Source organism: Sphingobium estronivorans (genome assembly GCF_008692605.1).
GTDB classification, from domain to species: domain Bacteria; phylum Pseudomonadota; class Alphaproteobacteria; order Sphingomonadales; family Sphingomonadaceae; genus Sphingobium; species Sphingobium estronivorans.
Window position 1 is genome coordinate 132,571 of sequence record NZ_LFCT01000012.1, and the last position, 23,563, is coordinate 156,133.

A 23,563-nucleotide genomic window follows, 5' to 3' on the forward strand; every position below is an offset into this window, starting at 1 on the left:
CAGCGGAAATATGGGGCGCGCACCGCGGAAGCAGGGTCAGCAGACGGAAAAGGGATGGAACCGGCGTACGCTGCTGGTCGGTGGCGGTGCGGCCGCCGGGCTGCTGCTGGCATGGGGGGTGTGGCCGCGGGTCTATCGCCCCAATCTGAACACCGCGCCGAATGAGACTGCCTTCAATGCCTTCCTCAAGATCGACAAGGCGGGGCAGGTCATCGTGATCGTTCCCCAGACGGAGATGGGGCAGGGGATCACCACCCTGTTGCCGCAGATATTGGCCGATGAACTGGGCGCGGACTGGCGCACCGTGGGCGTGCAGAGCGCGCCGGTCAGTCCCCTTTATGCCAATAGGCTGCTGGCGCGCGAATGGCTGGCCAATGACTGGAGCCGCCTTGCCGGGGCGGCAGGGGAATGGACCATCGACCAATATGCGACGCGGCGCGCGCTGATGCTGACGGGGGCGGGCACCTCGCTTCCCATGTTCCATCAAGCCTATCGCGAGGCAGGCGCGGCGGCGCGGGTGCTGCTGTGCAAGGCGGCGGCGGCGCGCTGGGACGTGGCCTGGGAGAGTTGCGACATTCAGAACGGCATCATTTCCGACGGCGGGCAGCGCAAGCTGAAGCTGGGCGAAGTGGTGGAAGATGCCGCCACCTATGACCTGCCCGACATATTGCCCTATCGCCAGGCGGAGGTTGACCGGCTGGCGGGGCAGGAGTTGCCGCGGCTTGACACCCCGTCCAAGATTGACGGCAGCCATAATTTTTCCGCCGATATTCGCTTGCCCGACATGGTTTTTGCGTCGATCCGGCAGGGCCCGATTGGCGACGCCGTGCTGAAAAGCGTCGATGAGGGCGCAGCCAGATCCGTCACCGGTTTCCTGAAGCTGATCCGGCAGGAACGCTGGGTGGCGGCGGTCGCCAGCAACTGGTGGGCCGCGAACAAGGCGCTGGACCTGGCCGACCCGGTCTTCGCGCTTTCCGGCAAAGCAGTGGACAGCGCCGGGATCGACGCCGCGCTGGAGCAGGCATTTTCCAATTCGTCCGGCGAACGGCTCTATGCGCAGGGCGATCCGAAGCCGTTGGAAGGGACAGCCATCGTCGCCAGCGAATATCGGGTCCGGCCGGGATTGCATCTGGCTCTGGAGCCGATGAGCGCGACGGCGCGGATCACGGAGGATGCGGCGGAGGTGTGGATGGCGACGCAGGCGCCCAGCCTGGCGCGCGCCGCCATCGCGAAGGCGCTTGGCCTGTCGGCGGGCGCGGTGACGCTTTATCCGCTGCATTCGGGCGGCGGCTATGGCCGGCGCATGGATTGCGAGGCGGGGGTGCAGGCCGCGCTTCTCTCCCGCGAGATGGGACGGCCGGTGCAGTTGCTCTGGTCGCGGCTGGAGGATGTGATTCAGGACCGGCCCAGCGCGCCGGCGCATGCCCGCATGGCCGGCAGGATCGGCCGCAATGGCGCGATCGAGGGTTGGTCGGCCAAGGTCGCCGCGCCCTGCGCGATGACGGAGACATGGGCGCGCATCGCCCACGGGAAGTTGCCGTATGAGGCCAGCGCGGAAGCGGCTGGCCTATCGACCCGGTTGGCGGTGGCGGGCATGGAGTTGCCCTATGCCGTGCCCCATTGGGCGGTGGATCACTTCCCGGCCGCGATTGGCCTGCCGCTCGGTTTCGCGCGGGGGAACGCGCATATGCATGGCGCCTTCTTCACCGAAAGTTTCATGGACGAGTTGGCGCATCAGGCGCAGATGGAGGCAATGTCCTTCCGCATCCAGATGCTGGGCGGCAATCCGCGCCTGGCCCATTGCCTGACCACGGTCGGCGCCATGGGCGGCTGGCAGGGCGGGATTGCTGGCAGCGGGCAGGGGTTGGCCGCGCACATGATGGATGGCGCCTGTATCGCGATCATGGTGGAGGCCGGGATTTCGGAAGGAAAATTGCAGGTCGGGCGGATCATCGCAGCCGTTGACGGGGGAGAGCAGATCAATCCAGACATTGCCCGGCAACAGATAGAAGGCGGTCTGATCCACGGTCTGGCCTATGCCATGGGTGCATCGGTTTCCTATGCGAAGGGCATGCCGACCCGCGCCATCCTTGGCCGCATGGGGTTGCCGCGCCTGGGCGATGTGGGGGAGGTAACGGTCGAATTGATCCGCAGTACGGCGCCGCCCGCGGGTCTTACCGATGTGGCTGCGCCGGTCATGGCGCCCGCCGTCGCCAACGCGTTGTTCACCACGGTTGGGCGGCGTTTCCGCACATTGCCGCTGACGATGGAGGGTTGATGGGCAAGATCGGCGTCCTCCTCATCAATCTCGGTACGCCCGATGCGCCCGATGCGGCGTCGGTACGGCGTTATCTCAAGGAATTTCTGTCCGATCCGCGCGTGGTCGAAATTCCGCAATGGCTCTGGCAACCCATTTTGCGCGGTCCGATCCTGATGACCCGCCCGCGCAAATCGGCCCATGCCTATCATCAGGTGTGGATGAAGGAAGGATCGCCGCTGGCGGTCCATACCCGCGCGGCCGCCAGCGCCCTGCAACAGCACCTGCCGGAGCTGACGGTGGATTGGGCGATGCGTTATGGCAATCCGTCCATCGGGTCCCGGCTGGAGGCGATGGTCGCGGCGGGATGCGATCGCATATTGCTGGCGCCGCTCTATCCGCAATATTGCGCGGCGACGACCGCGACGGCCCTGGACGCGGCCTATGCGGCGCTGGGCAAGATGCGGGCGCAACCCGCTATTCGAACCCTGACGCCCTATTTTGCCGACCCCGCTTATATTGAGGCGTTGCGCACGTCCACGCTGGCACAGTTGGCCGCGCTCGATTTCGTGCCCGACCTGCTGATCGCCAGTTTCCACGGCATGCCGGAACGGACGCGGCTGCTGGGCGATCCCTATCGTGACCAGTGCGTCGAGAGCGCCCGGCTGCTGGCGGAAGCGCTGGACCGGGAGGTTCGCGTGACATTCCAATCGCGTTTCGGTCGCGCCAAGTGGCTGGGTCCGGCAACGGATGACAGTTTGAAGACTCTGCCTGGGCAGGGGGTGCACAACATCGCCGTGCTGACGCCCGGATTCGCCGCAGATTGCCTCGAAACCGTAGAGGAAATCGGCATTCGCGGCAAAGCAGAATTTATCGCCGCCGGCGGTCATAAATTTGTCCATTTGAGTTGTTTGAACGCAACCCCGGACGCTATGAATCTATACGAGAATCTGGTCCGCCGTGAGTTGGCTGGTTGGTTGGAGAGGTAGTTTCGTCCGTCACTTTTTCTCGAGGAGAGCGGTTATGAGCAAGGTTGCAGTCGTCACGGGTGGAACGCGTGGTATTGGCGAGGCAATCAGCCTGGCGCTCAAGGACATGGGTTATACGGTCGCCGCCAATTATGGGGGTAATGACGCCAAGGCGCAGGCATTTTCCGAAAAGACCGGTATTTCGTCCTTCAAATGGGATGTGGGCGATCATCAGGCCTGTCTGGACGGTTGCGCGCGGGTCGCGGAAGCGCTGGGTCCGATCGACATCGTGGTCAACAATGCGGGCATCACCCGCGACGGCGTGCTGGCGAAGATGAGCTTCGACGACTGGAACGAAGTGATGCGCATCAATCTGGGCGGATGCTTCAACATGGCGAAGGCGACCTTCGGCGGGATGCGGGAACGCGGCTGGGGCCGGTTCGTCAACATCGGCTCGATCAACGGCCAGGCCGGTCAATATGGCCAGGTGAACTATGCCGCCGCCAAGTCGGGCATCCATGGCTTCACCAAGGCGCTGGCGCAGGAAGGCGCGAAATATGGCGTGACCGTCAATGCCATCGCGCCCGGCTATATCGACACCGAAATGGTCGCGGCCGTGCCTGCGGCGGTGCTCGAGAAGATCGTCGCCAAGATTCCGGTCGGCCGTCTCGGCCATGCCGATGAGATCGCCCGCGGCGTCGCCTTCTTCTGCAGCGAGGATGGGGGCTTCGTGACCGGCAGCACGCTGTCGATCAACGGCGGGCAGCATATGTACTGATGAACGAGGGCGATGCCTCTCCGGACGCTCCGGCGTTGGCGGCATCGCCCTTCGCGCCGCCCGTCAAGCGCAGCGTGACCATCGCGGGGCATCAGACCGCGATCAGCCTTGAACCGATATTCTGGCAAGCCCTCCGCGCGGTCGCCGCGCGGGAGGGTTTGCCCATCAATGCATTGATCGCGCGCATCGATGTGGCGCGCATGGCGGCCGATGATCCTCCCAATCTGGCGAGCGCCATCCGATGCTGGCTTTTTCAGGATATTGCACAGACTTAAAATAATAATCATTCGCAATAGCATTGACTATGCGAACGAGTCGCAATAGCAGGCCCCTCAGGGATTGAAAAAGGGGTTTGTCTTCATGTCCAAAACAATGTCACGTCCGTCCTTCCTGGCGCTCAGCTGCGTCGGGGCCATGGCCTTCGCCTCTACCGCACAGGCCCAGGACGGCGCGCAAGGTGCCAGGCTGGGCGGGATGACCGTCACCGACACGGCGCTCGATGAATCGCCGGTCAAGGTCGAGAAAGCGGAATCGCCCAAATATACCCGTCCGTTGCTGGACACGCCGCAGACCATCACGGTGATCGGCAAGGAAACCATCCAGCAGCAGAACCTGCTGACGCTGCGCGAGGTGCTGTCCACCGTGCCGGGCATCACCTTCGGCGCGGGCGAGGGTGGTTTTGGCTATGGCGACCGCATCATTCTGCGCGGTCAGGATGCCAAGAATGACGTGACGGTCGACGGCGTGCGCTCGGGCGCGTTCCTCAACCGCAACGAGGTCTATAATATCGAGCAGGTCGAAGTGACCAACGGCGCCAATTCGGTCATGAACGGCGGCGGATCGGTCGCGGGCACGATCAACCTCGTCACCAAGCGTCCATTGGCCGATGACCAGACAGTGTTCAACGCAGGCATCGGCACGGACAATTATTATCGCGCGACCGTGGACGCCAACCGGCGGATCAACGATCTGATCGCGGTGCGCATCAATGCTGTCTATCATGAAAATGACGTGCCGGGCCGCGACGTCGAAAACTACAAGCGCTGGGGCATCGCGCCCGCCATCACCATCGGCGTTGAGGGCCCGACCAGTCTGACCCTTCAGGCCGAGCATCTGGATGACAAGGGGATGCCGCAATATGGGCTTCGCTATTATGCCAATAATGGCGGGTTCCTGAAGGATTTCGACCGCAGCGGCTATTATGGCTTCGCCAATCTCGACCAGCAGAACAGCAAGACGGATTCGGTCCAGGCGATCTTCGCGCATGAATTCAGCGATGCGGTGAAGATCCGCAACCTGACCCGTTACGAACATATCCGCCAGAACACGATTACAAGCCAGCCGACCGGCACATTCTGCCTGGCATCGACCGGGCTTCAGCCGATGGACATCAACGGCGTCAGCGCGGCCTGCCCCGCGACCGTTCCTGCGGGCTATTATCTGCCGAGCGGCGGGCGCGGCGTGCAGCGCCTGATTTCCAACGAAACGGCCTATAACCAGCTCGACCTGAGCGCCGATTTCGCGACCGGCGGCATTCAGCATACGATGGTGCTGGGCGCGTCCGCCCTGTGGGAGAAGTATCGCCAGACCCAGGGCACGTTGCCGCGCAATGCCGACGGCTCGACGCCTGCCTTCCCGCTGGTCAGCATCGCCCATCCCGGCGAGGTGGTGCAAGGACCGGCAGGTTTCACCTATGGCAGCAACGTCTATACCGGTCCGATCAATTTCATTTTGGCCAGCAGGAATGTGGGTGAGCAGACCAGCTATGCCGCCTATCTGTTCGACACGATGAAGTTCGCCGACTGGTTCGAACTGAACGGCGGCATCCGCTATGAACGGGTGGAGGGTTTCAATCGCACCTTCAGCTATGTCGCGACCGCCGGAGCGGCCAATCTGGGCCAGTTGAGCGGCGTGACGGGGCCATTCCGGGTCAAGGACAACCTCTTCTCCTACCGCATCGGCGCAGTGGTGAAGCCGACGCCCGACACCAGCCTCTATGTCGCCTATGGCAACAGCAAGCTGCCGTCCAAATCTTCGGTCGACGGCGCCTGTTCCGTGCTGACCTGCAACGTCAGGCCGGAGACGACCGAAAATTACGAGATCGGCGCGAAGGCGGACCTGTTCGACAAGAAGCTGCTGTTGACCGCTGCCCTGTTCCGCAACGACCGCAACCAGATCAAGCTGGTTTCCGGCGATCCGACGCTGCCTGACCAGGCGACCGACGGCTTCCAGCGGGTCGAGGGCATCTCCCTGGGCGCGTCGGGCAATATCACCGCCAACTGGACGATCTCCGCCAATTACATGTACCTCAAGAGCGAGGTGAAGCAGGGCGTTTCCGATTACTGCCTCGCCCATCCCGGCGCTGTCGGCGGGACGGCGGGCACCTGCGCCAACAGCGCAGCAGTCCTTGACCCCACGCGGGGGCATGCGCTTGTCAACACGCCCAAACATTCGGGCAGCCTGTTCACCACCTATCGCTTCGGCTTCGGCCTGGAACTGGGCTATGGCCTGACCTATCAGGGCCGCTTCCTGATGAACCAGCCGACGCTGGCGCAACTGGCGCCCGGCACGACCACGCCCTATGTGGCCTATCATGTGCCGAGCTACACCATTCACCGCCTCATGGCGTCCTATCCGATCACGGACAGGCTGAAGGCGCAGGTGAATATCCAGAACGTCACCAACGAAAAATATGTGACGACCGTGCGCAACAGCACGAGCCAGAGCTGGGCGCAGCCCGCGCCGACGCGATCGGCGGTGTTCAGCCTGAACTATATGTTCTGATCTATCCTCCCCCGGCATTCGTCCCTTGCCGGGGGAAACGGGCGGGCGGCGGTACACTCCTCTCCTCCTCGGGTCGCCGCCCGCCTGTCCCTGAGTTATTTTATATGCGATTGAGTTGCATTAGGACTTGCGTTATGCCTGCCATGCGCACGGCCTTAAAGGGGATCTGCCATGTTCCATGCTGCGGATAGGTTGACGGAAGTCGCGGAGGATTCGATTGTCTCGTCCCCGCCAAAGCTGGTGCTGGTTCGCCCGGATATGGTCGCGACGCTCGCCACGCCCGACTCGCGCTATGGCAAAGGGCGCGGGATCAACGTGGCGGCGGTTGCCCTTATCATAATTGTGCATGCCATCCTGATCGGCGCCTTGATACAGGCGCGCCAACATATCCATCCCAAGCGGGAAGCGCGCTTGTCAGTGGTGAACCTGATGCCCCCGCCACCGCCGCCTGCTGCTGAAACGCCGCCGCCCCCGCCGGCGAAGGTCGTGGCGCCGCCGCCGTTGGTGCAAGTGCCCGTCCCGCCGGTGCCGACCATCGGGACGACGCCCGATATCATCCCGGTTCCCATCGCCGCGGCACCGGTTTCCACGCCGGTGCCGGTGGCCGCGCCCGCCCCCGCGGCGGCGCCCGGCATCGTGCAGGGCGGAGAGATCGGCACGCAGATGGTGGCGGGCAGACCGCCCCGCTATCCGGTCGAAAGTCGCCGCAAGCGCGAACAGGGGACGGTGGTTCTCGGTCTGACGCTCGCAGTCGACGGTACGGTGGAGAGCTTGGCCATCACCCAGAGCAGCGGCTTCCCCCGGCTGGATAATGCCGCCCGTGATGCAGTGCGCGGTTGGCGGTGGCGCCCGACAATCCGCGACGGGCAGGCCGTTCGGGTGCGCGGCAGCGTCGAGATACCCTTCGTCCTGCGCCGGGAATGAACGGATATGCGCTTTCCGCGGCCTGAATGAAACTGAGTTTGTTTCTCAATAGTGTTTGACTATGCGAACGCGTCGCAATAACTGAGCCCCAAGAGATATGCGCTAGGGGGAATCAGCCATCATGCATAACGATAGTCGTCGCCGCACGGTGCCCGCCTTTCTGGCGCTCGGATGCGTGGGAGCGTTCGTGTCGAGCCCCGCGCAGGCGCTGGACAAGGCCGACGACATGGCGGGCGCGGCGGCGGTCGACCAGCAGGGGGACGCCAGCCAGATCGTCGTCAACGGCCGCTATAACCAGGACATCATCTCGCCCAAGGCGACCGCGCCGCTGATCAACACACCGCGCTCCATCGCGATTGTCAGCGAAAATGTCATCAAGGATACCGGATCGGCCACGCTGGTCGATGCGCTGCGCACCGTGCCGGGCATCACCTTCGGCGCGGCGGAGGGCGGCAATCCCATTGGCGACCGTCCTTTCATCCGCGGCTTCGACAGCCAGGGCAGCACATATGTCGACGGCGTGCGCGACAGTTCGGCCCAGTCGCGCGAAGTGTTCGCCGTCGAACAGATTCAGGTGGTGCGCGGCTCCGACAGCTCGCTGGGCGGGCGCGGCAGCGCGGGCGGTTCGCTCAACATCATCACCAAACTGCCCCGCGACCGCGATTTCGCCAGCATGGACCTGTCCTACGGCACCGCCGACTACAAGCGGATCACGGCGGACCTCAATTACAAGCTGACCGACACCGTCGCCTTCCGCGTGGCGGGCATGTGGCACGATCAGGATGTCGCCGGCCGCGATGCCATCTGGCAGAAGCGCTGGGGCGTTGCGCCCTCGCTCACCATCGGCCTCAACACGCCGACCCAGCTGACGATGTCCTGGTATCATCTCGATACGGATGAGCTGCCCGACAGCGGCATTCCCTACACCTATGTCTGCTCGACCACGGTTTGCAACGCGCCGACAGGCTTCACCTTCTCGGAACCGGCCATTGGCGACGTAACCCTGGCCAACGGCACCACCGGCCATGTCGACCGCGACACTTATTACGGCCTGAAGGACCGCGACTTCCGCAAGAGCAAAACGGACCAGTTCACCGTTCGCGCGCAACATGATTTCGGCGGCGTGACGCTGCGCAATACCGCGCGCTACAGCCATAATGACCAAGCCTATATCTATACCCAGCCCGACGACAGCCAGGGCAATGTCTTCAATAGCGGCCAGGCCTGGCGTCGGGCCAACACCCGCTATGGCTATGTCGACACGCTGACGAACCAGATCGACCTGTTCGGCAAGTTCAACACGGGCGGGATCGAACACAGCTTCTCCGCCGGCGCGGAACTCAGTTGGGAAAAGGCACGGCGCGGCACCTATATTGTGACGACGCGGCATTTCACGCCGGGCACGACGACCAACGGCCCGTCATGCAGCGCGGCGCAGGTCGCGACCTTCGACTGCACCAGCCTGTTCAATCCGAACCCTTCCGATCCATGGGTCAATTATGTGAACGGCAATTATGCCGCCACCGGTCCGATCACTCGCACCACCCCGGCGCAGGAAACCCAGAACAACGCCAATACCAAGGCGATCTATGCCTTTGATTCGATCAGCATCGGCCAGTCGCTGATCGTCAATCTGGGCGCGCGCTACGACGATTATCATTCGAAGCTGACGCTGCCGGTGATCAACGGCGTTTCCCCGACGGTCAGCCGCGACGACGGCGTGTTCAACTGGCAGGCGGGCGCGGTGTTCAAGCCGACCGCGAACACCAGCCTCTATGCCTCCTACGCCACCTCGGCCACGCCGCCCAACAGCCTGTTGGGCGAAGGGCAGGACGCCAATGCGCTGGGCACGATCGCGGCCACCACGACCCCGGGGAACACCGCCGCCGCCATCGCCGCGTTGCGGACCGCTGCGGAGGAGACGCTGAAGGTTGAGCGCACCAAGAGCTATGAAATCGGCGCCAAGGCGGATCTGTTCCATTCCCGCCTGTCGCTGAACGTTGCCCTGTTCCAGACCGAGACGAAGAACGCGCGTGTCACCGGCGCCGACAACAGCATCCAGTTCATTGGCAAGCGCCGGATCAAGGGCGTGGAGCTGGGCTTCAACGGCGAAATCCTGCCCAAGTGGAGCGTGTTCGGCGGCTATACCTATATGGACGCGAAGATCGTGGACGGCGGCTTCACCGCGCTGACCGCGGCGGCGGTGCCGGGGCAGGCGGCCAAGACCGTGCTGGTGGAATCGGTCAATACCGGCCGCCAGTTCCCGCAGACCGCCAAGCATAGCTTCTCGCTCTGGACCAATGTGGAAGTTCTGCCGGGGCTGAATCTGGGCGGCGGCGCCTTCTACATGAGCCGGGTGTTCGGCGGCTATGCCGACAACCGCACCGCGACGCAGGACAGCGCGGGCGTGGTCACGGTCAATCCGGCGACGAAGATCATCGCCCGCTCGATACCCAGTTACTGGCGTTTCGATGCCCGGGCGAGCTATGATTTCAACGAGAAGATCAGCCTGGCCGTCAATGTCCAGAACCTGACCGACAAGACCTATTTCACCCAGGCCTATACCAGCCACTATGCGGGCATTGCACCGGGCCGGTCGGCCTTTGCGACACTCAGCGTCAAATATTGAGCGGATGACCGAACCGTCCCCGCCTTCGCTGACCGAATTGAACGCGATGAGTGCGGAGGCACTGGCCGCGCGGCTGGCGGAACCGGGGACGGACCGCGTTGCGCTGGTCCGGGCTGCGGCGGAAGGCGGGGTGACGCAGGCGCAGCTTGTGCTGGGCCAGATGCTGCTGGACGGGGGAGAATTGCCCGCCGATCCGCGCGCGGCCTTCGGCTGGTTCAACCGGGCAGCGGCCAGCCACGACATGTTCGCGCTCAACATGGTCGGGCGCTGTTACGAACTGGGTTGGGGCGTCGCCGTGGACCCTGAACGGGCGGCGGAATGCTATCGCGTCGCGGCGGGGCAGGGCGTGGCCGAAGCCATGTACAACCATGCCACGCAACTTGCCCTGCGGGGGGATCATGCGGCGGCTTTGGACTGGTTCCGCAAGGCGGCGGCCGATCCGGGCCTGATCGGGGCCAAGGCGGCCAATTATATCGGCAGCTTCCATGAGGACGGCTGGGCCGTCGCGGCGGACCGGACCGAAGCGTTGCGGCATTACCGGATCGCGGCGGAAGGCGGCGATTTTCGCGGCCAATTCAATCTCGCGCGATTGCTGGCTGAGGATGGCGCGGCCGAGGAGGCGCTGCTCTGGCTCGGGCGCGTGCGGGCAACGGCGACGCCTGCCTTCCTTGACAAGGCCGCCGCGCATCTGCGTGACTGGCCCGAGGATCTGTGGCGGCAGAAGGGGCTTGCCGCTCTGCTGGGCAAGGAGGCCCCGACATGCTGACCGTCATTCCCGACCTGCTCGATGCCGAAACCCTGGCGCGCGTCCGTTCGCTGATCGACGCGGCGGATTGGGTCGACGGCAATGTCACCTCCGGCCATCAATCGGCGCTCGCCAAGCGCAACCTGCAATTGCCGGAAGATGCGCCGCAGGCCCAGCAGGCGGGGCAGATCGTACTGGACGCGCTGGGCAGTTCGCCCTTGTTCATCGCCGCCGCCTTGCCGCTCAAGGTGTTTCCGCCGCTGTTCAACAGCTATGCGGGCGGGCAGGCCTTCGGCACCCATGTCGACAATGCCGTGCGCATTCAGGCAGGCACGGGCTTTCGCGTGCGGTCGGACCTGTCGATCACGATCTTTCTGGAGGAGCCGGAAAGCTATGATGGCGGCGAACTGACCGTCGAGACCAATTTCGGCGTCCAGCGGGTGAAGCTGCCCGCCGGTCATGCCGTGCTCTATCCGTCCTCCTCGCTCCATCGGGTCGAACCGGTGACGCGGGGGCGGCGGGTGGCGAGCTTCTTCTGGCTTCAGTCCATGGTTCGCGACGATGCGGCGCGGCAGATGCTGTTCGACCTCGACAGCAGCATCCAGCAACTGGCGGTCGATCTGGGGCATGACAATGCGCAGGTCATCCGGCTGACCGGGGTGTATCACAATCTGTTGCGGCGCTGGGCGGAGGCCTGATTGGCTGGAGCCGGGCGACCCGTCAAACCCGCGATGCGGCATGGCCCGTCGCGCGCCTGACAAGGCAGATGGGTTTCAGACCTGTTGCCACAATTTAATCGGACCGGCATAGAGGAGATCGGCAGGGATCGGGGGGCTTTGCGATGACTGATAGCCAACCATTTATTGATTACTATCAGATTTTGCAGGTTAGCCCGACCTGTGACGGGCGCGGGCTGGAAGCGGCATACCGCCTTCTGGCGAAGATGTACCACCCCGACCATGCGGAAACAGCCGACGTCACGAAATTCAACGAAGTGATCACCGCCTATAAGGCGCTCAGGAGTGCCGAAAATCGCGCTCAGTATAATCTTCTGTACACAGAGAAAACGGGGTTCCGATTTCCTGCGAATGAAGAAGCCGATGGCGAGAAATTCGCGTATGATGACGCGGATGCGCATTCCAGAATCCTGATATTTCTATATAAAAGAAGAAGAGAAAATGCTCAGGATGCCGGGGTTGGCCGGTATTTTGTTCAGAAGATGCTCAATTGCTCGGATGAGCATTTCGAGTTCCATATCTGGTATCTGAAGGCGAAAAACCTTATCGAGACGACCGAGCAAGGGACCTTGGCGATCACCATTGAAGGCGTGGATCATGTGATCTCCATGTCTCAAACCATCATGCGAGAAAAATTGCTGATCGGCCGAACGGTCGATCCCTAGAGCGGTTTTCGGTCTGAATCAGATCGCCGCTCTCAGCTATTTGTTTGCCGCGATTTCTTAACCAGCGATCCTGTCCTAACGCTTGGGAATCGCTCCAGAGCATCGTGCGGAAGCCGTCATTCAATCCAGCATCGCGGCGAGGGCTGGGGTCAGATATTCCGTCCCGCCCGTTTCCGTTCGCCGGATCAGCATTGCGGCGAGACCGTGGCGGGTGGCGAGCGCCATGCCGCGTTCCGGGCCGAGAATGGTGATCGCGGTCGCCCAGGCGTCGGCCAGCATCGCGCTTTCATGAAGCACGGTGACGGACGCGACATCATGGGCAATGGGCACGCCGGTCGCCGGGTCGATGCTGTGCGAGAGGCGGGTGCCTGACTCTTCCCGGAAGCGGCGATAGTCGCCCGAGGTCGCGACCGACAGGCCGGACAGCGCCACGCGCAGCGTCGGCAGCGACAGGCCCGGAGGCGCCTCGATGTCGACCCACCAGGGCTGAAGGTTGGGCTTGAGGCCCTGTCCCCGCAATTCGCCGCCGATCTCGATCAGGAAATGCGCGGCGCCCAGGGCGCGCAGGGCCGACGCCACGGCATCGACGGCAAAGCCCTTGGCGATGCCGGAAAAGTCCAGCGTCACATCGGCCATGCGACGCGCGCGCTGGCCGTCCAGTTCGATGGCGGTCCAGGGCGAAGGATGATGCGGGGCGGTGGACAGGCCGGTCAGGCCGCCGGGGCCGAAGCCCCATTGCGCGACCAGGCGCCCCACCGCCGGATCGAAAGCGCCGCCCGACAGCCTTGCGATGTCGAGGCCGGTGCGTAGCACCCGCGCCATATCGTCGGGCAGTGCCATCCATTGGCCGATGGGCAGGGCGTTGAAGCGGCTGATGGCGGAGTCCGCTTCCCAATTGCTCATCTCGGCAATGACGCGGACCAGGACGGCTTGGATGGCTTCGGCGCTGCCGGGGGGCGCATCGGCGATGCGGGCCGACCAGCTTGTGCCCATGGTCGGCCCGCCAAAGTCGCTGATCCGGCCCGGCCTGTTCAGGCCCACGAACGGGTCGGGGGACAGGCCGGGCGGAATGGCGATGCGCAGAGGGGGAGTGGTCAGCCCTGTACCTCGACCGTCATGGCATAGGTGGCGCGATCCTGCGGCGGGCCCATGGGACGAGCGCCTTCCGGACCGGCTTGCCCCTGCGGGCCGCCAGCGCCGGGAGCGCCGCCGGAACCATTCGCGCCAGGCCCTCCTTCGCCCGGTCCGCGCCGCCCGCCGGAGTTGACGCTGACCCAATACATGCCTGCTTCCGGCCAGGTCAGCGTGATCTTGCCCTCCGCATCGGTCTTGCCGTCGATCTGCTTGAGGTCGGAGCGGTAGCGGATGCCGCCGGGAATGGCGACCACGTCCAGCCCGGCGGCGGGCTTGCCGTTGAGCAGGAATTTGAAGGTGGCCGGCTCGCCCATGGCGACGTCATTGGGGTGGGTGACGGGCACCATTTCCAGCCCCTTGCCGGTGGTCGTGAACACGGTGCCGGTCGGTTGGCCCGCCGTCACGAAGGTTTCGATGCGGGTCGTCGCCGTTGCGGTCTGCACATCGGTCGCGCCCTGCGGCACGGCTGTCGCCAGCGTCGCTGCGGTGGTGCCGCGCGGCAGCATCTTGCGCTCGCCGTTCAGCATGTAATTGCCCATCAGCATTTCGTTGACGATGGCGATCTTGTAGGTGCCCTTGGCCTTGATGCCGAGGTCGAAGGTCTGGCGCAGCTTGCCTACGGTGCGGTTTTCGACCTGTGCCGTGCTGCCGTCGGGGGCGGTCACGACCGGCTGCCACTCCTGACCCGGATGGTCGAAATAAAAGAGGTCGCTGGAAATGGCGGCGTCGACGGTCAGCCACTCATTGCCCGACCCTGCGAACATGGTTTCGGACGGCAGCATCCACGGGCGCGCGGCGCCCGCCATTTGGGGCATCGCCATGGCGGCGGTGGCGGCGAGCAGCAGCAGCGACTTGCGGAAATTCATCATGGCTTCCCCCTTTGTCAGCGTGACAGGACGGCGCTGACGGCGCCCAGTTCGAACTGGCCCGCAGCGCTGCCCTTTGCGCCCGCGCCCGTCACATTGAGCGGCACGCGGACCAGTTCACGGCCGCCATTTTCGCGGGCGGCTTCCACCATCAGCGTATATTTGCCGGGGGCGAGGGTCGGCATTCCGCCCTTGCCGGATGTGAAGCTCAGCTTGTGGGTGCCGGGGGCGCGGGTCGCGCCGGACACGCCGTCGGCGGGCACGGTCAGCGAACGGCCTGAGGCGCGCCACCACATGCGCACATCGCGCAACCATTTGGCGCCGCCATTATTACGCTTGTCGACGTCATAGAGGATGGTGAGGGTGCGGGCGGGCGCGCCCTCCTTCTCCAGCCAGATCGCCACATAGGGGCGGTGATATTCGGCCACCGACATGCGGGGCAAGGTGAGGGTGACGTCCAGCGTCTGCGCGGCTGCGGGCGTGGCGAGCGCGCCGAGCGCGGCACTGCCCGACAGGACGATCTTGTGGCTGATCTGCATGAGGTGAACGGTCCCCCTTAATGGATGAAGATGACGGCGAGAATCGCCGGAACGGCGAAACCCATGGCGACCAGCGGCCAGGTGGTCGGGCGCTTGCGGGCATGGAGCCAGAGCAGCACCAGGCCGGTCAGGGCGAAGAGGAAGCAGGCGACGGCGAAAATATCGATGAACCATTTCCACACATCGCCCGCATTGCGGCCCTTGTGCAGGTCATTCAGATAGCTGATCCAGCCGCGGCTGGTCGCTTCGCTGGTGACTTCGCCGCTGTGCCGGTCGATCGACACCCAGCCGTCGCCGCCGGGGCGGGGAAGGGCGAGATAGACTTCATCCGCCGACCATTCCGCTTGGCCCTTGCCGCTCTGGCCGATCTGCTGTTCCACCCAGGATGCGACGGGGGCAGGCAGGGGTTTCTTGGCGTCGGGGACATCGTCGGCCGCGACCTGCTTCAGCAGGGCTGGGGGCAGGGTGGCGGATTTGGCGACGGTCTGCGGCGATCCCTCGACATCGGCGGCGTGGTTGAGCGTGATCCCGGTGAAGGCGAACAGCAGCAGGCCGATCAGGCTGATCGCGCTGCTCACCCAATGCCAGGTATGAAGCTGTTTCAGCCAGAAGGATTTGGCGCTCTTTTTCTTCGGGGCTTGAGCGCGGACGGGGGCGTGCATCGGAGGCTGGACGAGTCCTGAGGTGAATGAGTGAGGCTTGAATAACGCGAACGACTCGCAATTGCAAACCTGGGGGGCTGGAAAAAATGTATCAAAATATATGGGATGGTGGCCGGAACGCCGCGCGGGAACGCCCGTCGGCGCTGTGTGGCGACGTCCTGCTATTGACGGGTGGGCCCATCCCAACTAGCCGCCACCGGGACGGGGGTGACATGAACAGGCCGTCGGTTCCGAAAGCCTGCCCATAAAGGACGAAGACATGCTGTTGCCGGCCGTTGCCGCTGGAATGATGTTGGGCGCGCAGGTTGGGGCGGTCGATGCACCGCCGCAAAGCGCGCCCGTGGCCGAAACTGCCCTGATCGGGACGGCCGAGGCCGGTCCGCCCCAGGTCGCGCAGGACGGCGCTGTGGTCATCCTGCCGCCGCCGCCGGTGATGCCGAACCTGCCGGGGACGGTTGCCGCGCCCGTCGCGCCCGCTTCGCAGCAGGGCGACATCGTCGTCACGGGCCGAACCGCCCCGCCGCCGGGCGATCCGATGGAACGGCTGAACCTCAAGAGCTTCGAGACGGTGCAGTCGGTCGACAAGGCCGTCATCGAACCGGTGGCCAAGGCTTATAACAAGGGCCTGCCCAAGCCTGTGCGCAAGGGGTTCCGCAACTTCTTCTCCAACCTGCAGCAGCCGGTGGTGTTCATCGCCTATATGCTGGAGTTGAAGCCCGGCAAGGCGATGGAGACGGCGGGGCGCTTCACCATCAATACGACGCTGGGCGTCGCGGGCCTGTTCGACGTGGCGAAGCGCAAGCCCTTCTTCCTGCCCTACCGGCCCAATGGCCTTGCCAATGTGCTGGGCTATTACGGCGTGGGGCCGGGGCCGTATATGTACCTGCCCATCGTCGGGCCGACGACGCTGCGCGACATCATCGGCGATACGGTGGACAAGATGGTGGTCCCCTTCATGATCGGAAAGCCGTTCACCGAACCCAAATATATGATCCCGGCGACGATCCTGAACCAGCTTGGCGAGCGCGCGGCGTTCGATGAGACGATCCAGAATATCCGCGATCAGGCCGATCCCTATTCGGCCTATCGCGACCTGTATCTGAAGCAGCGCCAAGCTGAGATCGACGCGCTGCATGGCCGGACGGGCGAGGGCGTGACGCCGGTTTATGGACCGGGGATGGGCAAGGTGCCGGTGAATATCCCTGACGACGCACAATAATATCATCGCGCTCGGACTTCGACCGATCACAAGTCGGTTTCGCTCAGGCGCAATAAGGGCGTATCGGATTCAAGATAACCGTCATCCCGCGGAGGCGGGATGACGGTTATTTTTGTGCCCGCGCCTTACCGCCCGAGCAGTCCTCTCGCCTGTCCTGCGATTTCGGCGAGCATGGCGACATTGGGTGTCGCGGCGGCCTTGGCGCGGTGGACAAGGGCGCGAAACTGCTGGATGCGGGCGCCCTTGGCCTTGAGCCATAACTCGACATGGTGGGCGATATCCTTGCCCTTCCCCTGGGCGAGGAAGTCGAGGCGGACCTGCTGCATGTCGCGGGCGACGCCGGAGATAAGGAGCCGCTCCCACGGGTCGGAGGGTTCCATGCGGGCGGCGGTGGACTGGACCCAGTCGATGCCGACCGCTTCGCCCAGATGGGTGAAGGCGCGGGTGAGCGCCACCTCGTCGACTGCCATGCGCCCGGCCAGCGCGGCGATGCCGACCGCGCCGTCCAGCTTGAACAGGCCGGCGGTGCAGCGGGCCAGATGCTCCGGCGCGCCGAGCGCGAGCAGCCGGTCGGTGACCGCCGCGACGCGGCGCAGCGCCTCGCTGGTGAGGAGGTCGTCGACCTGTTTCGCCAGCTTGTCGACACCCTTGGCCAGCGCGCTATGGCCTGCTTCGGGCAGGGTGCCGGTCGGCAGGGCGCGGAGAATGTCCGCGATCTGCGCGCGCATTCCGCTGGCAATGTCGCCGAACAGCGCGAGACGCGCCGCTTCGGACATGTCCGCCGCGTCGATGTCGGCCCACAGCGTGCCGATGCCGTAGAGCCGCTCCGCGATCAGGAAGGCGCTGGCGAGGTCGGCGAGCGAGCAGCCCTCTTCCTCCGCCAGTTCGAACGGATGGATGAGGCCGAGGCGATTGACGATGCGGTTCGCGACCTTGGTGGCGATGATCTCCTTGCGAAGCGCATGGGCGGCGATGGCGTCGGCTTCCTTCTTCTGCATCGCCGGCGGGAAGGCGGCGGCGAGTTCGCCGCCCATGGACGCGTCGGTGGCAAGGTCGCCATGTTCGATGGCGTCCTGAAGCGCGAGCTTGGCGGTGGAGAGCAGCACGGCGAGTTCGGGCCGGGTGAGGCCCAGCCCGTCCTGCCCGCGCCGCAGCAGCTGGTCATTGGCGGCCAGCCCCTCGACCTGCCGGTCCAGTCGCCCTGACTCCTCGAACGTCTCGATCAGCCGCACATAGCTGGCAAGGTCCGCCGCGCCGCCGGCTTCCGCGATGGAAAGGCCCAGCGCCTGGAGCCGGTTATCCTCCAGCACGATGTCGGCCACCGCGTCGGTCATGCTGACCAGCAGCGTGTTGCGATCCTCGAAGGGCAGGCGGCCTTCCGCCATTTCCTTGTTGAGCGCAATCTTGATGTTGACCTCATTGTCCGAACAGTCGACGCCCGCGCTGTTGTCGATGAAGTCGGTGTTGATCCGCCCGCCCCGCAGCGCAAAGGCGATGCGCGCCGCCTGCGTGGTGCCGAGGTTCGCGCCTTCGCCCACGACCTTGACGCGCAGCTGTTCGGCATTGACGCGCAGCCGGTCGTTGGCCGGATCGCCGACATCGCCATGGCTCTGCGCGGCGGCCTTCACATAGGTGCCGATGCCGCCGAACCAGAGCAGGTCGTTGGGGCTTTTGAGGATCGCGGAGATGAGCGCGGTCGGCTCCATGTCCGTGTCACTGACGCCCAATATCGCCTGCACTTCGGGCGTGAGGGGGATTTTCTTGAGCGAACGGGCGAAGACGCCGCCGCCCTTGGAGATGAGTTTCTTGTCATAATCGTCCCAGCTCGACCGGGGGAGCTGGAACAGGCGGTTGCGTTCCTCCCAGCTTTTCGCCGGATCGGGATCGGGGTCGAGGAAGATGTGGCGATGGTCGAAGGCGGCGACCAGTTTGATCGCTTTCGACAGCAGCATGCCGTTGCCGAACACGTCGCCCGACATGTCGCCACAGCCCACGACCCGCACCGGCTCGCTCTGCACGTCGACGCCCATTTCCGCGAAGTGGCGCTTCACGCTGATCCACGCGCCGCGCGCGGTGATGCCCATCGCCTTATGGTCATAGCCGTGGGAGCCGCCGCTGGCGAAGGCGTCGCCCAGCCAGAAGTCACGCTCCAGCGCAATCGCGTTGGCGACGTCGGAGAAGGTCGCCGTGCCCTTGTCGGCGGCGACGACGAAATAGGGATCTTCGCCGTCCAGCACGACCACCTGCGCGGGATGCTTCACCTTGCCCTTGACGATATTGTCGGTGACCGAGAGCAGCGCCCGGATGAAGATGCGGTAGCTTTCGGTCCCTTCCGCAAACCAGGCGTCGCGGTCGACCTGCGGATTGGGAAGCTGCTTGGGATAGAAGCCGCCCTTGGCGCCGGTCGGCACGATGACGGCGTTCTTGACGCGCTGCGCCTTCATCAGGCCCAGCACCTCGGTGCGGAAGTCGTCGCGCCGGTCGGACCAGCGCAGGCCGCCGCGCGCGACGGGTCCGGCGCGCAGGTGAATGCCTTCGACACGGGGACTGTAGACCCAGATTTCGCGCCATGGCAGCGGCGCGGGCAGGCCGGGGATCATCGCGCTGTCCAGCTTGAAGGCCAGCGCCTCCGCCGCCGCGTCGCTGTAGAAATTGGTGCGCAGCGTCGCGATGATGACGACGCGCAGCAGGCGCAGCACGCGATCCTCATCGATGGCGGTGACCTTTTCGAGGCCCGCCTCGATCTCCAACTGGGCGGCGGCGGCGCGGGCGGCGCCATCCTTGGCGGCGGGGTTATGCAGCGCCTCGAACAGTTCGATCAGCTGGCGGGCGATCGCCTGTTCGCGCCGCAGCGTTTCGGCAAAGGTCGCCATGCCATAGGCCATGCCCGTCTGACGCAGATAGCGGAACAAAGCACGAAGCAGCACCACCGATCGCTGATCCAGCCCCGCCGTGACGATCAGTTCGTTGAAGCGGTCATTTTCCGCCACGCCTTCGGTGACCTGCGCAATCGCTTCGGTCACGATGTCGGCGCGGGCGATCACCGCATCGGCATGGCCACCCGCCGGCAGTTCCAGCACGAAGCGCTGGACAAAGCCCAATGTGCCCCCCTCGTCCTTGGCGCCCACCGGCGTCATCATTTCCTCGATGACGCGGAAGCCGAAATTCTCGAAGGCGGGAACGACTTCGGAGAGGGCGATGGCGTCATGGCTGTAGAGTTTGAGCCGCAACCGTTCGGGCGTGTCCTCTCCATTGCGGTAGATGCGGATCGACTTGTCGCCCGGACCTGACAGGCCGTGGAGCAGGCGGATGTCGATGGCGGCTTCGACCGGACCCGCGCCGTTGCGATAGGCCATGGGAAAGCCGGTCGCGAACCGCTGCGCCAGCGCCGCCGCGCGGCCTGCCTCCTCGGTCTCGGCCAGCGCCTCCTCGACGGCGGGCAGCCAGCCACGCACCATCTGCTTCAACTGCCGGTCGAGCGGCTGTTCATCGGGCACCATCCCGCCGTCGCGCAGGTCGAGCGTAATGCGCAGCAGCGCCAGCCCGCTTTCCTCCAGCGCGATGGACCAGCTCAGCACCGGGCCGTTGCACGCTTGGGTGAGCATGTCCTGCACCGCCACGCGCCGCGTCGTGGTCAGCTCCTCGCGCGGTAGCCAGGCAAAGGCGTAAAGATGCCGCGCCAGCGCGCTCGTCCCCAGCACCAGCTTCGGGCGAGGGCGGTCGGTCAGCGACATGAAGGTCAGCACCAGCCGTTCCAGCGTCTCGCGGTCGAAGCCGATCAGGATGTCATGGGGCAAAGCGGTCAGCGCATGGGTCAGCACCTTGCCCGCATGGCCGTGCGGATCGAAGGCGAACTTGTCCATCAGCGCGGAAAGCGCCGAGCGCAGCAGTGGTACCTTGTCCGGGGTGGTCGCCAGCCCTGCGCTGGTCCACATGCCCGCGTGGATCGATAGGGCGGTGACGGTCTTTCCCTCGCGCACCGGCACGATGATGAGGTCCAGCAGCACCGGGCGATGCACCCGCGACAGCCGATTGGACTTGATGATGAGAGGGGTGCGCTTGCCTTCCTCGAACCAGGTGAAGGCCGCTTCCAGCGAGGCCGGGGCCAGCAGCGCCTGATCGTGCAGCGCGCAAATGCCGATACGCGCCTTCGCCTTGCCGTCGCGGGTGCGGCGTTCATGGCCGATCTGGGTGAAATGGCGGGCCAGGAACCAGCGCAGCAGCGCCGCGCCTTCCTCATCGGTGACGGTGTCGGCGTCATTGCCCATCGCCTCGCGCATTTTCGGCCAGTCGGCGACGGCGGCGCGAACATCCTCCAGCGTTTCTGCCAGCGCCTTTTCCAGCGTGCGGCGGGCCTTCGCATCGGCGCGGTCCGCCTCGATATAGATCATCGATTCCCGCCGTGCCCCGGCGGCTTCGTCGTCCAGTATCGCCTTCAACCGGCCAGGGCCGTCGCGCTCGACCGACAGCACCGGATGGAGCAGGCGGTGGATGATGATGTCCGCGGCGGCGAGCGCATTGGCGATCGAATCCACCAGAAAGGGCATGTCGTCATTGACGATGGCGATCCGCATGAAACGCCCGCTGACCCCTTCGCCCAGCGTTTCCATGGCAATGGCGACCTGGCCCGGTTTGCGCGCGGCGGCGGTGCGGCCGATGAAGGCGGCGGCATCCAGCATTGCCTCATGATCGAACCCCTCGCTCTCGCCGGGCAGGGTGCCCCGTGCCAGCGCCGCTTCCAGCGCGTCGCGAATGGAAATGTCGACTTCCTTGATCTTCGGCTCAGCCAATGCCGTCATGTGCTTGCCTCTTGCTCGCGGGATCGGACCCGCTTCTGGTGAACGGAGAAGGCGCTGGAGAACCGCCACGCGACTTCTCAAACCGATGCCGTCCACTATGCGCTACTGCGTCGCGAGGCTCAACCCAGAATAAGAAATAAAATTACGCTGAGTTGTAATAATATGATGCATCGCAGCATGAGCAGAGCGCCATGCCGAGGGAATGACTGCAAGGAATCGGCCCTGGAACGCCGTGTGTCAACTCGGCGTGAGCCTGGCTACGGATGAAGGGCGACTGCCGCGCGATCAACCGGCGGCGGCGACGATGGCCCGCTGGCTAAGGTCCGATCCTTCAGGCAGGGCGCCGACGATGACGAGGGATCCGTCCTTTTCCCGGCGAGCGACAACGACGGCCAGGCCGTCTCCGTCGGTCGCGACGGCGAAGGGATCAAGCGCGACCGCCGCCTTCATCGCGGCGCGGGCGGTCTGCTGGCGGTCGGGCTTGGCCGGGCTGTCGCTGCGGCGCTGGGCGCGTTCGTCGCGGACCAGGGCCTTGAGGCCGCCGTCATAACGGGCGAGATAGTCGCCGAAAGCGCCAAGCTCTATGCCGTTGGCGCGGGCATGGTCCAGCGCGGTCGCATATTCGGTGATGCGCGTCTTGTCATAGGTGGAGCCGAAGACCAGCTTCACCACGGCGGTCATCGGTGCGCGGGCCTGAACCTTCAGTCCGCTATTCTCCAGCAGTTCGGCATATTCCTCCGGCCGGGCGATGGTGACGAGCGCGAAGTCGTAGCTGAGGCCGATGGCGCGATAGAGCGCGGCATGGCTGCGTGCCTCGCTGGTGCGGGCCTGCTCCGCGCTGTCGCGGGCGAGCGCCAGCCAGTCGACCAGCGGCGCGTCCTCGGCCGGGCTTTCCATGCCGCTGAGGTCGAGCGTGCCGAATTCCTCGTCGGCGGCGGGACCGTCCGCCCAGATCGGCGCGACCGGCGGCGCGCTGGGCGCGGAGCGAAGGGCTTCCTCCACCTCCCGGTCGATTTCGGCGCTGACGTCGCGATTGGCCACTTCCTTCCAGTTGATGACGCCGAAAACGAAATCGATCGTCTGGTCGTCGGAGGAGAAGGGCATCAATATGCCGCGATAGAGGATTTCCGCGCCGCGCTGGTTGAGGAAGCCGGCCTCGAACCCGATGGGCGCGGCATTGGCGATGATCTGAAGATAATGATCGGTCAGGCGCGACAGCAGCGAGCGGGCCGGGACATCGTTGATGAACTGGATCGGCCCGCTGATCTCGCACTCCGCGCGCAGCGCCGTGCCGAGATAGACGACAGCCGGGTTGTCGAGGCCGGTGCTGAAGTCCAGCAGGACGCTGTAGGGACCGAAATCCTCCAGATCCTCAGGGGACAGGTCCTCGATCGACGGCAGGTTGCGATCGCCCAGCAGCGACGCCCAATAATTATAGGCGCGCACCTGCATGCGGCGCTCGTCCGCCCCGACCATGGGCGGCGTTTCGATGGCCGCGTCGTTCGCGGACTCGAAATCGTCCGCTTCACTGGCGATTCCATATCCCCGCAGAATGTCCATCCAATCGGTCCTCAGGTCAGATAAAAGCTTTAGTCGAGACTCGAGAGTGCCATGGGATGGTAAACGGGCGGTAAAGACGGGGGTGGAATGATGGTCCGATGCGGTTCAGCGGAGGAAAGGGTGCGCGAAACCGGAAATTGAACGCTTGTCCTTCGCTCAAAGCGCTGTTATCTGCCCGCCCCAACGCCGCTTTAGCTCAGTTGGTAGAGCATCGCATCCGTAATTAGCGGGTCTCCGCTGGATTGCCGAGTGAAACCAACAGACTAGCGCGGCGGGGAAGAAGTTAGTACGGGATTA

At 64.7% G+C, this 23,563-nt stretch carries 17 protein-coding genes; 11 read left to right on the top strand and 6 right to left on the bottom strand.

Features of this window, described 5'->3' with window-relative positions; all coding sequences use genetic code 11:
- Positions 1 to 10 precede the first annotated feature (10 nt).
- The 10 genes from F7P65_RS10450 (at position 11) to F7P65_RS10495 (ending at position 12,487) form a co-directional block, all read left to right on the top strand.
- Complete coding sequence (locus F7P65_RS10450) at positions 11 to 2,278, top strand: molybdopterin cofactor-binding domain-containing protein (RefSeq protein WP_150291689.1); 2,268 nt, start codon at positions 11 to 13, stop codon at positions 2,276 to 2,278.
- Positions 2,278 to 3,246, top strand: a complete 969-nt coding sequence (gene hemH / locus F7P65_RS10455; RefSeq protein WP_150291690.1) for a ferrochelatase — start codon at positions 2,278 to 2,280, stop codon at positions 3,244 to 3,246. The genes F7P65_RS10450 and hemH overlap by 1 nt, the downstream gene beginning before the upstream one ends.
- 34 nt (positions 3,247 to 3,280) lie before the next feature.
- Positions 3,281 to 4,003, top strand: a complete 723-nt coding sequence (gene phbB / locus F7P65_RS10460) for an acetoacetyl-CoA reductase (protein ID WP_150291691.1) — start codon at positions 3,281 to 3,283, stop codon at positions 4,001 to 4,003.
- Positions 4,003 to 4,278 (top strand): ribbon-helix-helix domain-containing protein, encoded by a 276-nt coding sequence (locus F7P65_RS10465; RefSeq protein ID WP_150291692.1) that lies wholly within the window; start codon positions 4,003 to 4,005, stop codon positions 4,276 to 4,278. The genes phbB and F7P65_RS10465 overlap by 1 nt, the downstream gene beginning before the upstream one ends.
- 85 nt (positions 4,279 to 4,363) lie before the next feature.
- Positions 4,364 to 6,787 (top strand): TonB-dependent receptor, encoded by a 2,424-nt coding sequence (locus F7P65_RS10470; protein ID WP_150291693.1) that lies wholly within the window; start codon positions 4,364 to 4,366, stop codon positions 6,785 to 6,787.
- A 171-nt stretch (positions 6,788 to 6,958) separates the two neighbouring features.
- The gene (locus F7P65_RS10475) at positions 6,959 to 7,711 is read left to right on the top strand and encodes an energy transducer TonB (RefSeq protein ID WP_150291694.1); all 753 of its coding nucleotides are present in this window, start codon (positions 6,959 to 6,961) and stop codon (positions 7,709 to 7,711) included.
- 121 nt (positions 7,712 to 7,832) lie between these two features.
- On the top strand, positions 7,833 to 10,340 hold the full coding sequence (locus F7P65_RS10480; protein WP_150291695.1) for a TonB-dependent receptor: 2,508 nt from the start codon (positions 7,833 to 7,835) through the stop codon (positions 10,338 to 10,340).
- A gap of 4 nt (positions 10,341 to 10,344) precedes the next feature.
- Positions 10,345 to 11,106 carry a tetratricopeptide repeat protein gene (locus tag F7P65_RS10485; RefSeq protein WP_150291696.1) on the top strand — a complete coding sequence of 254 codons (762 nt, stop codon included), beginning with the start codon at positions 10,345 to 10,347 and terminating at the stop codon, positions 11,104 to 11,106.
- Positions 11,100 to 11,783, top strand: a complete 684-nt coding sequence (locus tag F7P65_RS10490) for a Fe2+-dependent dioxygenase (protein ID WP_150291697.1) — start codon at positions 11,100 to 11,102, stop codon at positions 11,781 to 11,783. The genes F7P65_RS10485 and F7P65_RS10490 overlap by 7 nt, the downstream gene beginning before the upstream one ends.
- A gap of 143 nt (positions 11,784 to 11,926) precedes the next feature.
- Entirely contained in the window at positions 11,927 to 12,487 is a 561-nt protein-coding gene (locus F7P65_RS10495; protein ID WP_150291698.1) for a J domain-containing protein, read from the top strand.
- Between the two features lie 120 nt (positions 12,488 to 12,607).
- Here the strand turns inward: F7P65_RS10495 and F7P65_RS10500 are convergent, their stop codons facing one another.
- The 4 genes from F7P65_RS10500 to F7P65_RS10515 form a co-directional block, all read right to left on the bottom strand.
- Positions 12,608 to 13,480, bottom strand: coding sequence for an FAD:protein FMN transferase (locus F7P65_RS10500; protein ID WP_150291720.1), 873 nt, complete (start codon positions 13,478 to 13,480; stop codon positions 12,608 to 12,610).
- Positions 13,481 to 13,581: 101 nt separating this feature from the next.
- Complete coding sequence (locus F7P65_RS10505; RefSeq protein ID WP_150291699.1) at positions 13,582 to 14,490, bottom strand: DUF4198 domain-containing protein; 909 nt, start codon at positions 14,488 to 14,490, stop codon at positions 13,582 to 13,584.
- A 14-nt stretch (positions 14,491 to 14,504) separates the two neighbouring features.
- Complete coding sequence (locus F7P65_RS10510; RefSeq protein ID WP_150291700.1) at positions 14,505 to 15,026, bottom strand: DUF2271 domain-containing protein; 522 nt, start codon at positions 15,024 to 15,026, stop codon at positions 14,505 to 14,507.
- Between the two features lie 17 nt (positions 15,027 to 15,043).
- Positions 15,044 to 15,688 carry a PepSY-associated TM helix domain-containing protein gene (locus tag F7P65_RS10515; RefSeq protein WP_150291701.1) on the bottom strand — a complete coding sequence of 215 codons (645 nt, stop codon included), beginning with the start codon at positions 15,686 to 15,688 and terminating at the stop codon, positions 15,044 to 15,046.
- Between the two features lie 259 nt (positions 15,689 to 15,947).
- Here F7P65_RS10515 and F7P65_RS10520 point away from each other — a divergent pair, with 259 nt between their 5' ends.
- Complete coding sequence (locus F7P65_RS10520; protein ID WP_150291702.1) at positions 15,948 to 16,907, top strand: MlaA family lipoprotein; 960 nt, start codon at positions 15,948 to 15,950, stop codon at positions 16,905 to 16,907.
- A gap of 125 nt (positions 16,908 to 17,032) precedes the next feature.
- Here the strand turns inward: F7P65_RS10520 and F7P65_RS10525 are convergent, their stop codons facing one another.
- Positions 17,033 to 21,706, bottom strand: a complete 4,674-nt coding sequence (locus F7P65_RS10525; protein WP_150291703.1) for an NAD-glutamate dehydrogenase — start codon at positions 21,704 to 21,706, stop codon at positions 17,033 to 17,035.
- 285 nt (positions 21,707 to 21,991) lie between these two features.
- Entirely contained in the window at positions 21,992 to 23,266 is a 1,275-nt protein-coding gene (locus F7P65_RS10530) for a PAS domain-containing protein (RefSeq protein ID WP_150291704.1), read from the bottom strand.
- Positions 23,267 to 23,563: the final 297 nt, after the last annotated feature.

Excerpts from the sequence above, each read along its gene's own strand:
- F7P65_RS10470 (WP_150291693.1), top strand. The coding sequence starts at position 4,364 with ATGTCCAAAACAATGTCACGTCCGTCCTTCCTGGCGCTCAGCTGCGTC.
- F7P65_RS10525 (WP_150291703.1), bottom strand. The coding sequence starts at position 21,706 with ATGACGGCATTGGCTGAGCCGAAGATCAAGGAAGTCGACATTTCCATT.
- F7P65_RS10495 (WP_150291698.1), top strand. The coding sequence starts at position 11,927 with ATGACTGATAGCCAACCATTTATTGATTACTATCAGATTTTGCAGGTT.
- F7P65_RS10500 (WP_150291720.1), bottom strand. The coding sequence starts at position 13,480 with ATGGGCACAAGCTGGTCGGCCCGCATCGCCGATGCGCCCCCCGGCAGC.
- F7P65_RS10515 (WP_150291701.1), bottom strand. The coding sequence starts at position 15,688 with ATGCACGCCCCCGTCCGCGCTCAAGCCCCGAAGAAAAAGAGCGCCAAA.
- F7P65_RS10465 (WP_150291692.1), top strand. The coding sequence starts at position 4,003 with ATGAACGAGGGCGATGCCTCTCCGGACGCTCCGGCGTTGGCGGCATCG.
- F7P65_RS10475 (WP_150291694.1), top strand. The coding sequence starts at position 6,959 with ATGTTCCATGCTGCGGATAGGTTGACGGAAGTCGCGGAGGATTCGATT.
- F7P65_RS10490 (WP_150291697.1), top strand. The coding sequence starts at position 11,100 with ATGCTGACCGTCATTCCCGACCTGCTCGATGCCGAAACCCTGGCGCGC.
- F7P65_RS10520 (WP_150291702.1), top strand. The coding sequence starts at position 15,948 with ATGCTGTTGCCGGCCGTTGCCGCTGGAATGATGTTGGGCGCGCAGGTT.
- F7P65_RS10450 (WP_150291689.1), top strand. The coding sequence starts at position 11 with ATGGGGCGCGCACCGCGGAAGCAGGGTCAGCAGACGGAAAAGGGATGG.
- phbB (WP_150291691.1), top strand. The coding sequence starts at position 3,281 with ATGAGCAAGGTTGCAGTCGTCACGGGTGGAACGCGTGGTATTGGCGAG.
- hemH (WP_150291690.1), top strand. The coding sequence starts at position 2,278 with ATGGGCAAGATCGGCGTCCTCCTCATCAATCTCGGTACGCCCGATGCG.
- F7P65_RS10480 (WP_150291695.1), top strand. The coding sequence starts at position 7,833 with ATGCATAACGATAGTCGTCGCCGCACGGTGCCCGCCTTTCTGGCGCTC.
- F7P65_RS10510 (WP_150291700.1), bottom strand. The coding sequence starts at position 15,026 with ATGCAGATCAGCCACAAGATCGTCCTGTCGGGCAGTGCCGCGCTCGGC.
- F7P65_RS10530 (WP_150291704.1), bottom strand. The coding sequence starts at position 23,266 with ATGGACATTCTGCGGGGATATGGAATCGCCAGTGAAGCGGACGATTTC.
- F7P65_RS10485 (WP_150291696.1), top strand. The coding sequence starts at position 10,345 with ATGACCGAACCGTCCCCGCCTTCGCTGACCGAATTGAACGCGATGAGT.
- F7P65_RS10505 (WP_150291699.1), bottom strand. The coding sequence starts at position 14,490 with ATGATGAATTTCCGCAAGTCGCTGCTGCTGCTCGCCGCCACCGCCGCC.